The sequence below is a fragment of the Erythrobacter crassostreae genome, from assembly GCF_019204045.1.
In the GTDB taxonomy this organism is placed as follows: Bacteria; Pseudomonadota; Alphaproteobacteria; order Sphingomonadales; family Sphingomonadaceae; genus Erythrobacter; species Erythrobacter crassostreae.
The window spans coordinates 94996-107792 of sequence record NZ_JAGSPC010000001.1 but is presented as its reverse complement, the minus strand read 5'-3'; the positions used below and the strand labels follow the sequence as shown (position 1 = coordinate 107792).

Here is a 12797-nt window from a genome sequence, read left to right as displayed (position 1 = left end):
GAAAGCAAAGCGAAAAAGGGCCGCGCGGATTGTGCCCGCGCGGCCCTTTTTCAATTCGTTCGATGAAGCGCGGGATCAATCCTCACTGTCATCCTCGTCTTTCGCCGTTGCGCCTTTGGCACCTTCAGCCAGTTGTGGGCGCGTATCCGGCATTTCTGCGCGGCGATCACCCGTCTTCAGATAGGTGTCGAACCATTCCATCATGCGCAGGTTAAAGTCATAACGACCGGCGGCAAGGCGGTTGCCGTGGCCTTCGCCCGGATAGAATACGAGACGCGCAGGCACGTCCGGCTTGCGCACTTTCAATGAACGATACAGCTCAAGGCTCTGGCCCGGATCGACGCGGGTGTCTTCTTCACCGTGCAGGATCAGGATCGGCGTGTTCGATTTGTCGACGTGATAGATCGGCGAAACTTTCAGCATCGCAAGCCAATCGTCCCACGGCCACTTGCGGCTGTGCACGTTGTACATTTCATACGGAATGTCGCCGGTGCCGAACTTCGATACCTGATTGGAAATGCCCACTGACATGACGGCGGCTGCATACTCATCCGAGTAATATGTCGCGCCCCATGCGCTGGCATAGCCGCCGTAAGAACCGCCGGTGATGCCGGTGCGGTCTGCGTCGGTGATGCCGTCTGCAGCGAGCGCCTTCTTCGCATCGACAATGTCGCGGAATTCAGGGTCGGTGTAGCGGCCCTGATGCTGTTTCGCGAAATCGACGCCGTATCCGGTTGATCCGCGATAGTTCGGCAGGAACACGGCGTATCCTTGACCTGCTGCGACTTGACCGGGTTTGGAATAGGCTGTGTTCCAGCCATTGCTGTCATGCGCTTCGGGGCCGCCATGGACATTCATAATGGTCGGTGCGCCGCCTGATGGAACGCCGCCCACTGGCAGGATCAGAATGCCTTCGACCTGCTGACCGTCGGTCGCGGTGTAGGTGTAGGTGCGCTGTTCACCAAAATCGATCTCTGACAGCCAAGCATTGTGGTTCGTCCAGCGATCGAACGTCCCGTTGTTCCAAACGAACATTTCGGTTGGATGCTTGGGCGAATTTGCTGCGACGGCAATCTTGCCAGCGGCTGATTCAACGCGGGTCAGGATCAGCGATCCTGGGTCCTGTTCATCAGCGACGGTGCCGTCCGCATTGTAAATGCGCAGTTTCGATTGCGCGCCGACATGGATGACGCTGGCGAGGCGGCCATCGGCCAACCATTCAGCGTCCACTGCTGCTTCGGCAGCGCCAGCATTCAAAGCACGGAAGGCGCCGGTTGCCGTGTCGACAAGGTGCAGTGTCGTCGCCGCCGGATCGTTCATATCAACGCCTGCGATAAGCGAGAGTTGCGAACCGTCAGGCGAAATCTCGACATCGCCGATTTTACCCGGGGTCTCAACCACGGCGCGGATGTTGCCAGTGGCCAGATCAAGAATGTTCACACGTTTGCTGGTGTAGCTGTCATCGACCAGCGGGCTGGGCGTGGTGTCGATCGTGGCAAAGGTGCCGTCCGGCGCAACGTCAAATGCGCTGACATAGCCCGGAATAGCGATTTCGCTTGGGCTTTCATCTACTTCCATACCGACTTTCGCGGCAAACATACGGGCTGGACGGAATTCTTCTTCGTAAATGCGGGCGTTAAAGCCGGCCTTGCTCTGGGTGGTGCGTTGTTTGTCTTCACCTGCGCCTGTCAGCATATAAACCATGCTGCCGTCAGGGCTGAATTCATACGAGCGAACGCCGGTGTCTTCGACAGCAGCGAGTTTGCGATAGGTGCCGCCGCCAACAGGAACGCCCCATACCGCGCGGTCTTCCTTGCCCTTCGACCAAAGGAACGTGACCATCGAGCCGTCGGGCGAGAATGATACGCCGCCCGGGCTGATGTCTTCGGGCAGGTAAGCCTGCGCTGCATCGGGGCCGGTGGTGACTTTCAATTCGGACTGGAAGCTGCCGTTCTTCTCGCCTTCGGTCACATCGGGCAGGCTGGACGTTGTGAAGGCGATGCGGGTGCCATCGGGAGAGATCGCCATCGCGCCAACGCTTTCCAGCTTGGCGACGTCTTCCGGCGTCATCGGGCGGGCCTGTGCGGTCGCGGCGAGCGATGCGCCCGCGAGCAGAACAGTGGAGAGGGCGAACGGCCTAGCGATCTTACGGATCATGAAAAAGTTGTCCCTTGTTGGTCGATTCTTACGCTGAGTCATAACGAACGGCTGGCGGATGGCAAACGCTACGTGACACTATCTCATCGCCCTTCGTGCTTGTGCTGCGCTGACTTGCGCGTCATCAAGTGCGGCAAAGGGAGATGATACAAATGAAAGTCCTCACGAAACTTGCGGTTCCCGCGATCGCTGCACTTGCGATGTCTGGCGCACCGGCCAATGCTGAGACGATTGCCGTTCGCGCGGGCAGTGTGATCGTGGATGCGAACAGCGAGCCGACCGGGCCAGCAACCATTCTGATCGAGGATGGCAAGGTGGTTGCCATCTTTGAAGGGGCAAGCGAGTCTGTCGTTGATCGGGAGATTGACCTCAGTGACAAGACAGTTCTGCCCGGTCTAATCGACCTGCATACGCACTTGTCCGGTGATCCCTCAGGCGAATTCTGGCGGGCGGCGACCAATCCGCCCGAATGGTACACGCTGATTGCTGCAAAGAACGCGCGAATTACCGCGCTGGCCGGTTTTACAACGGTTCGCGATCTTGGCTCGCGCACGGACCAAGTCACACAAAGCCTGCGGCGTGCCACAGAAAGCGGCGTTGTCGCCGGGCCGCGCATCGTCACCAGCGCGCGCACCATCGCGATTGTCGGCGGCCACGGCGACACGAACGGTTTTAACAAGCATGTGAACGACGCGATTGGATCGGACTTCTCCTGCACCGGCCCGATTGAATGCTCCGAGAAAGTGCGCACCGCGTCAAAATACGGCGCTGACCTTATCAAGATCACGGCGACCGGCGGCGTGCTGTCACAGCAGGGGCGCGGGCTAGAGGCGCACTTCACCGATGAGGAAATGAAATCGATTGTCGACACCGCCGAAACGCTCGGTCTGAAAGTCGCGGCGCATGCGCACGGCGCTCGCGGTATCGAAGCCGCTGCCCGCGCAGGGGTCCACACAATCGAGCATGGCACTTATATCGATGAAGCCGCGGCGCGCGCGATGAATGCCAATGGCACCACGCTTGTCCCGACTCTGATGGCGTTTGAAGGGATCAAGAAGAACCTTGGCAAAGGGTTCTACACGCCGGTGGTTGAGGACAAGATCCGCGCGGTGGCGACCTTTGCCGGAACCATCGTCGAACGCGCAATCGAATACGATGTGAAGGTCGCATTCGGCACCGATGCAGGCGTGTTCCCACACGGTGAAAATGCAGGCGAGTTTGCCCTGATGAAAGCGGGCGGCATGAGCGACCGTCAGGCGCTCGCCAGCGCGACCACGGTTGCCGCCGAAATCCTCGGGCTTGAAACCGAGATCGGACGTATCGCTGCGGGCTATTCAGCGGATATCATCGCTGTCGATGGCAACCCGCTTACCGATGTGACTGTGCTGGAAGATGTCGATTTCGTGATGGTTCGCGGACGGGTTATCGAGTGAGCCTTGCATCGACGCTAGGCGCGCTTGCACTATCCGTAAGCGCGCCAGAGGCCTGCGCGCGCGAGATTGTGGTGCTGGGCGCGGGGCAGGATGCTGGCGCGCCGCAGATCGGCAATTTCGGCGACAATTACCCTTATTTGTATCCGAGTTCGCTCGGGCTGATTGACCGTGAGAATGACCAGCGGTTCCTGTTCGATGCGACCCCGCATATCACGCGGCAGATGGCCTATCTCGAAGAGGCCACACGTACAGATCGAACCAAGCCACGCGAGCCGGGCCTTCGCCTAGATGGTGTTTTTCTGACCCATGCGCATATCGGCCATTATCTGGGCCTTGCGTATCTCGGGAGGGAGGCTGCCAACACGAGCGGCGTGCCTGTCTATGCCATGCCGCGCATGGCCAAATTCCTTCGTGAGAACGGGCCGTGGGACCAGTTGGTAAGCGCACGGAACATAGCGATTACCGAGATTGAGGAGGGCAGTCTGACCGTTATCTCCAACGAATTCGGTGTTTTCCCGATCACCGTCCCGCACCGCGATGAGTATTCCGAAACGGTCGGCTTCTTCATTTCGACGCCGGACAAGCGCGCGCTTTATGTTCCCGATCTGGATAGCTGGGATGAGTTCGCCGAATTGAATGGCGAGACGCTCGAGGACTTGATGAGCCGCGTAGACTACGCCTTTATCGACGCGACATTCTGGGACGATAGCGAGCTGAAGGGCCGCGATATGGGCGCGATCCCGCATCCCCGCGTCACCGGCACGATGGAACAGCTGGCAGATCTACCGAAGAGTGAGCGCGCCAAGGTGCATTTCATCCATTATAACCACACCAATCCGATCCGCGACCCTGCCAGCGCCGAAAGCAAGCAAGTGAAAGCGCGCGGGTTTAACGTCGCACGTCGCGGAATGCGCATGTGTTTGTCTGATTGACCGGGAGGGGGGGGCAGCGCACGGCGCCGCCCCCGCTTCGCCTAGAATCCGAGTGCGAAGCCGGCCTGCGCGATCACATCGCCCTCTCCGCTGTTCCCGGCGACCCCGGCGGTAAAAGCGAGGGAGTCGCTGGCGCGGCCCACAAATGTCAGCGCATAGCCCTGTTCGCCGCCATAGGTTGCGACGTTCCCCGCGAGCACGAAGTCCTTGCCAGGCATCGCAATCGCGCTGCCAAGCGCGGCCGCCGCCGCGATCCCGCCGGTCAGCCGTTGATCGACGTCTTGCAGATCGAACTCGATCGACGAAAGCCGCCCATCAAGCGCCATCACATTGTTTGAAAGCGAGTTGAACTGCGCATCGGTGACTGCCGACAGCGCATTCATCGAGACGCGGACATTGGCGACCGAAGCAGCCGTGGCGACCGTTTGCCTGCCTAGCACCCCGTTGCTGTCGACCGTCACGGCCTGCACCGGGCCGACCTGTGCAGCAGTTGAGGCTTCGACATCGCCGATCCGCACCGCGCTGCCGGTGCCGCCAATGGTGACCTGATTGGCTGCTGTAGTGGTCGCGCCCTTACCAATCGCGGTCGATCCGGCCTGCGCGGCAACCGCATCAGCGCCCACCGCGCTCGATTCAAAGCCGGTAGCCGCCGAATTGCGGCCGACGGCGGTGGCGGTGTTGCCCGCGGTTGCGGACTGACCCACAGCGGTACCCCGAAGATTGGTGACCGAGCTGTTGATACCCACAGCCGTGCCTTCATTACCGCGAACAATCGCGCCCGATCCAATGGCGGTAGCGTTCTGCGCCAGCACCTGAGCGTTGCTGCCCAGCGCCAGCGCGTTGGTGCCCGAGGCAATCGTGTTGCGGCCCAGCGCCATTGAGGCGAAGCCGAACGCATTGGAGTTCACTCCGAACGCGGCCGCATTGTCCGCCGAGGCGCTCGCTCCATCCCCAATCGCCATCGCGCGAATGGCTGAGGCATCGGCGTTCGCCCCGAAGGCAGTGGCATTTTCTCCTGAAGCGCTCGCACGGCTTCCTAGCGCCATGGCACCATCGGCAGTCGCGCCACTATTTGCACCAAGCGCAATAGCGTTCACTCCGGTAGAATTGGCAAAATTGCCAAATGCGAGGCTGTTCTGAGCATTTGCGTTTGATCTGTCGCCCAGCGCGATTGCTCTTGTGCCGCGTGCTTCTGCAGCTTCTCCGATCGCGATCGACCGCGTGCCTCGGGCTTCCGCAAATACACCGATAGCAACCGATCCAGTTAGCCGAGCAAAGGCCCTATCCCCAATCACCACCGCTGAAGTGGCATTGTCCACGCGTGCATTGGCTCCAATGACCACATTGCGGTTACCTGGACTTTGAGCATTTATGCCAATAGCGATAGCGCTTTCCCCACCTGCAACTGTATTCGCACCCACGGCGGTCGACCCTAAGCCAGAAGCATTCGCATTGGTTCCGCAAGCAAGAGACGTGTCCTCGCCATTGCTGTTAGCTCCACCAGTGCCATCGGCAATGCCATCATCATCGGTGTCGAGTACGCAATCCTCGGCCATTGCCGGGGCCGGTTGCATCGTCAGCGCGGTCAGAGTGGCTACGGCTGCGGTCGAAAGCAGAAATGTCTTTTTCATCGGTTTGGTGTCCTGTCGTGCAAAGTTGATGTCTTGTCTTGTGCAGGGACAGCGCCAGGCGGGCACTTGTTCAGGCCGGTAAGGGAGTGCTTGGTCAGTAAGGTCGACCCGTCTGCGAAACGCAAACAGGCCGCACCTTACCGGCAAGACACCATCCCTGCCCGATCATCGATAATTGCAAAGCGTTGTAGCCAGCGTTGCAACCAACGTTGTAATTGGGTCTGAAAAGCGTTGTAATTTCAGCTGGCGATGAAATCGCTGATCAGCCGCACAAACTCAGCCGAAGCCGGTTTTCAGTTCAGCAACCGGCGGTTGCGGCCGCTCAATCAGGCTGCGCGCTTTATGCCATCCTCCGTGAAGCCAGAATTGCCGCGCGCCTTCGTGATCGGGCAGGATCACCGGCATCGCCTTGCACCCCGCGTCCTTCGCCGCGCCGCGCGCGTCCTGTGTCAGGATTGCAAAACCGGGCACGTCTTCGTCTTTCCACACGCCCGCCATCGCAAAGATCGGCTGATCGGCGGGAGCAAACCAGTGTTTGAGCCTGCGCCCTTCGTAATCCGTTCCGCTGCCCCACAACATCACGCGCGTCGCGGGGATGAGGCAGCGAAACTCGCTGTTGCGCAGATTACCGATCCAGAACGGGCTATCGTGATTGCGTACCGTCGCGATACGCCGCGTTGGATCATCGGAATTCGGGGGAGGGGCGACACCCCAGAGGCGCGGCGTAATGCGCGGTTGCAATCTGCCTCCAGCCGGTCGCGGCCCCGCGATAAATTCGCGCCCCGCCGTAACAACCGGCGCGAATTTCAGCGGCGCGACATATCCACCAGCCCACGGGTCATCGCCCAGCCGCGCACCTAAGCGGGACGCGATCGCAGAAGCGGGGCAATCGAGGCGGTAAAGGGTGGTCATGACGTCTCAATAGCTCGCTTATCGGTCGCGCTTTGGATCAAAGTCGATTGGACCGCAGTCTTCGTCTGTCGGTGTCGTGTAACCGTGCTCGTAGAACGGGACTTCATAATCCGCATCTGGGTCCGGACTATCAAGGTAGGTGTCGGGCATAATCGGTTGGGGAAGCGGAGGTGCAACCGGAAGAGGCGGCCAGCTGTCTTGCAAGAGGCCATCAGATTGTTCCGAAGGCATCTCCTCAAGGCGTTCCGGCGCCTGCTGAGGCTTTTCTGGTCGTTCAATCACAATGATCGGCGGGGAAACAGAACCAGCATTATCGACAGCGCACATGCTCAATTCGAGCGAAAGGAAATCGCAGATGAAGTATTCAAGAGGGCTATGGCCGTGCTCGTCGATTGCTTTCCATGTCGACAAAAATACAACGATGGCAACGATGAGCGCAAAAATCGTATTTGAGACGAGGCCGACCACGACCGGATGCTGCGGCCTCCGATAAGTGCCAGGCGCTTGAAACGACTGGCTATCGTTCCCTTCCAAAATCTGATCACGAAGGGTCTGTTTATCGACCCCCGATTTTTTTCGGGTGGCAGCCAATATAATCAGCAGAGTGCCCATCACAAAGATGGCCAAGACAAGAACAATGATCAGGGTGACCATAAGTGTTTCTGTGTCGTTCGTCTGCATGACAACTCTCCGTACTAATCAATTTTGCTCTATTTTTTTGATCCTGTTTCGAGGTCAGACAAACGAATGACGCAAAGTCATTTGCTCTCCCTCGGTTAGTTTAATCCAGTGCAAGTCTCGTCTGGCAGACAACATTCGGTGTTGTCTGTCAGATCATCGTTGGCGTCGCCAAAAACAGCGAATTTTATGCCAATTTATCAAAGACCAACGGTACAATTGTATAACGAGCTTACCATTCGCTCGCATCGTACCAATATGCCGATATTACACGGCGTGCCCCCCACTAAGGGTTAAAAGTAGTAAACTGTCCCACTGTTTACTTACCTAACGGTAATACCACGTCTTTGGTGATTTTGAAAACACCTCTGATGCAATTATTTGGTTGAATCAGGAATCGACCTCTAAGCCCTTTATGCCGTAACGTAATCGCGGTTCGTACTTTGAATATTGGTTATAAATCTGACAGTCGGAATGTAGGTTTCTGATGTTCTTCGGACGGACTTACCTTTCGCATCGAGGTGGGTGATTCGGCTTCTTTCAATGCGAGTTTCGCGCAATAGATGATTGTCGAACGGCGAGGCGAAACCGTGAATACGAATGCCGCTTGAGTTTCGGACAGAATTTTGTCAACGTTGTCATAGTCATTGTCAATTTGGGTTTGCGATGGCCAACTGGGAGAGAGTCGATGCACAATAATCGTCTGCGATCAATCGCAATGCCGCTGGCTATGGCGGCGGTTCTGGTTTCATGCGGGGGCGGTTCTGCGGCTTCCGGCGGAGGCGCGATTAGTGCGCCAGCTCCCAGCCCGAGCCCGAGCCCGAGCCCGTCACCAACACCCACTCCCACCCCTTCGCAGTCTCTCCTGACGCAGGCAGATGCGCGGATCGGGGCATGCGTGAATATGGCCAATCATCTTGAGGCCAACCCGACCGAGGGTGACTGGGGCAGGGCAATCACCGACACCGATTTCGCCGACATTGCCGCCGTGGGTTTTGAAACAATCCGTCTGCCGGTACGCTGGTCGAATAAAGCGTCTGCCACGCCGCCTTACACAATCGATGCGGCGTGGATGCAGCGCGTGGAAGATGTTGTGGGCCAGGCGCGCGCCGCCGGGCTCCGCGTCATCCTCAACGATCATCATTACGATGCGATCTTTGAAAATCCCGATGCGGAGAAAGAGCGCTTTGCCGCGATCTGGAAACAGGTGGCTGAGCGGTTTCAGGGTGCAGACGATATGGTCTGGTTCGAGCTTCTGAATGAACCGCACAACCAGATTGACGATGCAAACCTGCTATCCATTCTGGAGCCTGCTCTGGCAGAGGTCCGCGCGACCAACCCGACGCGGCCGGTCGTGGTCGGCGGCCAGAACTACAGCGGGATCAACTCGCTAGCGACGCTGCCGCTGCCCAATGATCCGTATCTGATCGCGACGTTTCATTTCTACGATCCGTTTCCCTTCACGCATCAGGGCGCGCCATGGGTCACGCCCGTCCGCCCGACCGGCGTGACATATGGCAGCGCCGCCGATCAGCAAGAGCTGGAGGGCGCGGTTCAGAAAGCGCGCGACTTCATGACATCGACCGGCATACCGGTATTTATGGGCGAATACGGAGCATACGACCCGATCCCGATGGACCAGCGGGAGAGCTATTACCGCGCAGTCTCCACCGCTTTTCGCGGCGCAGACGTAGACGGATGCATATGGGGCTACACCAACAGCTTTGCTTTCCGCGATCAGAACACCGGCGTGTGGCATCAAAACCTGCTCGACGCGATCGGTCTTTAGGCAAATCGCTCTCTAACGTCGGATATCCGTGATCCGCGTCTTAGCCTCGGGTGGAATTGAACTAGCCATCCAAGGCCACTTCTACGCTCTGCCAGTAATCCCTGAAGGCGGTGGCTTCGTTTTCCATTCGGGATAGTTCGATTTCGCGGGTGACGTCTAGGAGCGTCCTATACGCATCGATCAGATCGCCCGCTTGTGAACCTAGAGCAGCATGGGCTGATGCTGTACCAGCGGCTTGGGTGCTGCGCCCACTGATGTGATCGATCCGCAATTGTGCAACAAGCGCGCGAATACCCGCCCTTGAATCCTCGTCGAAATTCTCTTTGTATGATACCGTGGTCATCCGGTCGCTGTAATCGAGATCGGCCTGCATGCTGGCCTGTTCGTCGGTGTAGGTCTTGCGCGCGAGTTCCCAGGCGAGCTTGGCATTGTGGAACGCAGCTTTTGCCGAATAGATCGAAACTTCCGTTCCATGCTTTATCTCGGCCATCCTTTTTTCGAAGGTAAGCTTCGCAGACGCCGTCGCCAAACTGTCATCCAGATCGTGATACTCGGGCATCTCGCCAAGCGCCTTGATCTCACTTTCCAACAATTGGCGGATAGTTTCATGAAACACGTCTTCATCGACCGCCATTATCTGGGCGAGCATCGCATCGAGACTGTCTTCCAGTTTGATGCCGAGTTTTTGTAAGCCGTTGACGCTATCGCTGTTCATATTGCCCCCCATTGGCAGTCAGGCCCTCGACCCTAGGCTGACCGGTCGGACAAGCAAGCCGTTGCACCTCGCCATGCGAGCAGTTTGTATTGCGATTGTTGTAACCATCGGTGCTTTTGCTGCGTATACGCTCTGTTATCGGGTCAAAACAGGGGCACCCAAGATGGACTTTACGCTTAAACGCACGGCGCAGATTGTTGCTGCGCTTCTTCTGATCGCTGCCGTGACGCAGGCGATCTACACTGCGCTCTACGCCAACGAGATGTATGTTCCGCGTCAGCTTCTTTGGGGCATCGAAGGCTTCCTGTTTGTCGTGTTAGCGGCCTTTGCCGGTTCGGCGATGGTTCAGGCGAAGAGCCAGCACTTGGGCTGGGCAGCGATCGCTTTCGCCTCCGTGCTTAATATTGTTCAAGTCGGCGTAGGCCTGACTATGTTTGGCCCGTTTTTCGCTTTAGCAGGTGAAGTCGAAACGTTCGTTCCGGCAAAGGATGCCGTCGTCGCCTTTTCCTTCATGGTCTACAACGCGGCAAAGGTGCTGCTGGCACTCGCCGCAATCGTCTTTGGCATGGCGAAGCTGAATGACGGCGCGAAAGCACTGGGCGGATTGACCGCACTGGTTGGCGCGGTCGCCTTCATCACCAACGCATTGTCGATGGCATTGGGCCGCGATTTCTCCGGCGAGCTACCGCTTGCGGGCGGATCGGGTGTGCTGGCGACTGTGCTGCTCGCGGTGTGCCTGATGAGCGCCGTTCGCGAAGACTGACAGGTATCCGGGCAGCGCAACAGCAACGCACATCGGCACGCGTTCCGAGAGCGTCTTGACTCCGACTACAGCTGTAGTCAGTAATGCTCTTGGAGGCGTTTGGACCTCGAAGGGGCTTCAATGCGCAAGGTTTCCGTCTTTATCATCGCAGTCTTCGGCGCTCTGCAATTGGGGGCGCCGGTTACCTTCGCTCAGAGTGACCCGCAAATGCCGCGAGATGCGGGGCACCAAGATAAAATCGCCGAATTGGAAGCCGGTCTTCGGCCAGCATATGGCATTGCGGGCGAAGACCCGACTGTCTGGTCACTCGAAGAACGTATGGAATACCACAACGTACCGGGAGTAAGCATCGCGGTTGCGATTGACGGTAAACTAGCCTGGGCGAAAGCATATGGTGTTGCCGACAAGAACGACGGTAGGCCGATAGACACCGAAACACTTTTTCAGGCGGCGTCTTTGTCAAAGCCGGTCGCGAGCCTTACGGGACTGGCGTTGGTACAGGATGGCCTTTTAACTCTTGATGCCCCCGTCAACAGCGTTCTCAAGCGTTGGCAGATCCCGGACAATGATCTTACCCGGAAACAGCCCGTTACACTGCGCCATCTAATGTCACACAGGGCAGGCACGACGATCCACGGGTTCAGGGGGTACAAACCGGGCGACGTAATTCCCACGCTGCCGCAAATTCTGGGCGGAGCGCCCCCTGCCAATACGAAGCCGGTAATCGTCGATCAGTTGCCTGGTGCCCGATACCGCTATTCAGGCGGCGGCTACACCGTGCTCCAACTCGCGATAGAGGATGCGATCGGGCAAAAGTTCTCAGACGTTGTTGAAGGCCGGCTGTTTCATCCGGCTGGTATGACACGGAGCAATTTTGATTATCCCGCCACTGACACGAATATCGCAATCGGACATCGCGGCGATAGTGCCAGCTCGATGAACGGCAATATGCTCAGCTATCCGGAATTGGCTGCAGCTGGGCTTTGGACAACGCCAAAAGAGCTTTTGACACTTGGATCGTTGGTTGCGCGTGCGCGCAAATCGGGCAATTTCATACTCGAAGCGCCTCTGGCAAGACAGATGGTCCCTGATAGTGCCAATGACGCGGGGCTTGGTTTCGGCCTGAATGATCCTGGCGATGGAGTGGCGTTTGTCCATAGTGGCCACAATCCGGGCTATAGCGCGCGTTGGATCAACTACGCAGATGGGCGCATGAGTGTTGTCGTGCTCACAAATTCGGACAGCGGTGGCGCGCTCATCCGGGAAATTCTCAGCGGACTTGGTGACATATACGGATGGCGACAGGACGCCTATCAAGAGCGATCAATTGCCGCGTTGAACGAAGAAGAGCTAGCCTCTGCTGTGGGCCGCTATGCTTTCGATCCGGATGCCGAGCCAGTGGCGGTAGTGACGCGTGAGGGGGAGCGATTGTGGATCGAGGGTGCATTGGTAGACCGGTCACGCTTTCTTCCTCAGACAGCCTCAAGGTTCTTTGTGACAAAGGGATTGAATTTCGAACTTGAGCGCGATGGAAACGGCCGTGTCAATGCGCTCAGCGTTGAAGGTGAAATTCGCTTGGTGAAGCTAGTTGATGGATAGAGGGCCGCTAACAAACCGGATGCTGGACCCGACTCGGATTAACGCCTAGACAATCTCCATCCCCGGGGAGCCAGCTTGGCTGAGAGGGGCGGGATAAGCACCGCCTGACCCGTTGAACCTGAACCGACTAACATCGGCGGAGGGAGCGGCTGGCCGACTTGTCACTGACACGCCAGAAGTCCGCGCTC

At 58.0% G+C, this 12797-nt stretch carries 10 protein-coding genes and 1 riboswitch; of the genes, 5 read left to right on the top strand and 5 right to left on the bottom strand.

The genetic code is table 11. The features are described from left to right. Positions 1-75: 75 nt before the first annotated feature. The gene (locus tag KCG46_RS00550) at positions 76-2157 is read right to left on the bottom strand and encodes a S9 family peptidase (RefSeq protein WP_218403432.1); all 2082 of its coding nucleotides are present in this window, start codon (positions 2155-2157) and stop codon (positions 76-78) included. 152 nt (positions 2158-2309) lie between these two features. On the opposite strand from KCG46_RS00550, the gene KCG46_RS00545 reads away from it, so the two are divergent. Continuing rightward, the gene (locus tag KCG46_RS00545) at positions 2310-3590 is read left to right on the top strand and encodes a metal-dependent hydrolase family protein (RefSeq protein ID WP_255551690.1); all 1281 of its coding nucleotides are present in this window, start codon (positions 2310-2312) and stop codon (positions 3588-3590) included. After that, positions 3587-4522: an MBL fold metallo-hydrolase gene (locus KCG46_RS00540; RefSeq protein WP_218403430.1), complete on the top strand. Its 936-nt coding sequence runs from the start codon at positions 3587-3589 to the stop codon at positions 4520-4522. The genes KCG46_RS00545 and KCG46_RS00540 overlap by 4 nt, the downstream gene beginning before the upstream one ends. 41 nt (positions 4523-4563) lie before the next feature. On the opposite strand, the gene KCG46_RS00535 is transcribed toward KCG46_RS00540, so the two are convergent. From KCG46_RS00535 to KCG46_RS00525, 3 genes are all read right to left on the bottom strand, one after another. Then, positions 4564-6153 carry a hypothetical protein gene (locus KCG46_RS00535; RefSeq protein WP_218403429.1) on the bottom strand — a complete coding sequence of 530 codons (1590 nt, stop codon included), beginning with the start codon at positions 6151-6153 and terminating at the stop codon, positions 4564-4566. A gap of 276 nt (positions 6154-6429) precedes the next feature. After that, complete coding sequence (locus KCG46_RS00530; protein WP_218403428.1) at positions 6430-7065, bottom strand: SOS response-associated peptidase family protein; 636 nt, start codon at positions 7063-7065, stop codon at positions 6430-6432. 18 nt (positions 7066-7083) lie between these two features. Continuing rightward, a complete protein-coding gene (locus KCG46_RS00525; RefSeq protein WP_218403427.1) occupies positions 7084-7746 on the bottom strand; it encodes a hypothetical protein in 663 nt (220 codons plus the stop codon). Positions 7747-8431: 685 nt separating this feature from the next. Here KCG46_RS00525 and KCG46_RS00520 point away from each other — a divergent pair. Beyond that, positions 8432-9532, top strand: coding sequence for a glycoside hydrolase family 5 protein (locus KCG46_RS00520; protein ID WP_255551689.1), 1101 nt, complete (start codon positions 8432-8434; stop codon positions 9530-9532). A 61-nt stretch (positions 9533-9593) separates the two neighbouring features. On the opposite strand, the gene KCG46_RS00515 is transcribed toward KCG46_RS00520, so the two are convergent. Beyond that, positions 9594-10247, bottom strand: coding sequence for a hypothetical protein (locus tag KCG46_RS00515; RefSeq protein WP_218403426.1), 654 nt, complete (start codon positions 10245-10247; stop codon positions 9594-9596). A 163-nt stretch (positions 10248-10410) separates the two neighbouring features. Between KCG46_RS00515 and KCG46_RS00510 the strand changes: the two genes are divergently transcribed. Then, complete coding sequence (locus KCG46_RS00510) at positions 10411-11010, top strand: thiamine biosynthesis protein ThiC (protein WP_218403425.1); 600 nt, start codon at positions 10411-10413, stop codon at positions 11008-11010. A 120-nt stretch (positions 11011-11130) separates the two neighbouring features. Further along, positions 11131-12609: a serine hydrolase domain-containing protein gene (locus KCG46_RS00505; protein WP_218403424.1), complete on the top strand. Its 1479-nt coding sequence runs from the start codon at positions 11131-11133 to the stop codon at positions 12607-12609. 53 nt (positions 12610-12662) lie between these two features. Then, positions 12663-12771: riboswitch (TPP riboswitch) on the top strand. Positions 12772-12797 lie beyond the last annotated feature (26 nt).

Coding starts and splice junctions, on each gene's coding strand:
- KCG46_RS00535 (WP_218403429.1), bottom strand. CDS start 6,153: ATGAAAAAGACATTTCTGCTTTCGACCGCAGCCGTAGCCACTCTGACC.
- KCG46_RS00545 (WP_255551690.1), top strand. CDS start 2,310: ATGAAAGTCCTCACGAAACTTGCGGTTCCCGCGATCGCTGCACTTGCG.
- KCG46_RS00520 (WP_255551689.1), top strand. CDS start 8,432: ATGCACAATAATCGTCTGCGATCAATCGCAATGCCGCTGGCTATGGCG.
- KCG46_RS00525 (WP_218403427.1), bottom strand. CDS start 7,746: ATGCAGACGAACGACACAGAAACACTTATGGTCACCCTGATCATTGTT.
- KCG46_RS00515 (WP_218403426.1), bottom strand. CDS start 10,247: ATGAACAGCGATAGCGTCAACGGCTTACAAAAACTCGGCATCAAACTG.
- KCG46_RS00505 (WP_218403424.1), top strand. CDS start 11,131: ATGCGCAAGGTTTCCGTCTTTATCATCGCAGTCTTCGGCGCTCTGCAA.
- KCG46_RS00530 (WP_218403428.1), bottom strand. CDS start 7,065: ATGACCACCCTTTACCGCCTCGATTGCCCCGCTTCTGCGATCGCGTCC.
- KCG46_RS00550 (WP_218403432.1), bottom strand. CDS start 2,157: ATGATCCGTAAGATCGCTAGGCCGTTCGCCCTCTCCACTGTTCTGCTC.
- KCG46_RS00510 (WP_218403425.1), top strand. CDS start 10,411: ATGGACTTTACGCTTAAACGCACGGCGCAGATTGTTGCTGCGCTTCTT.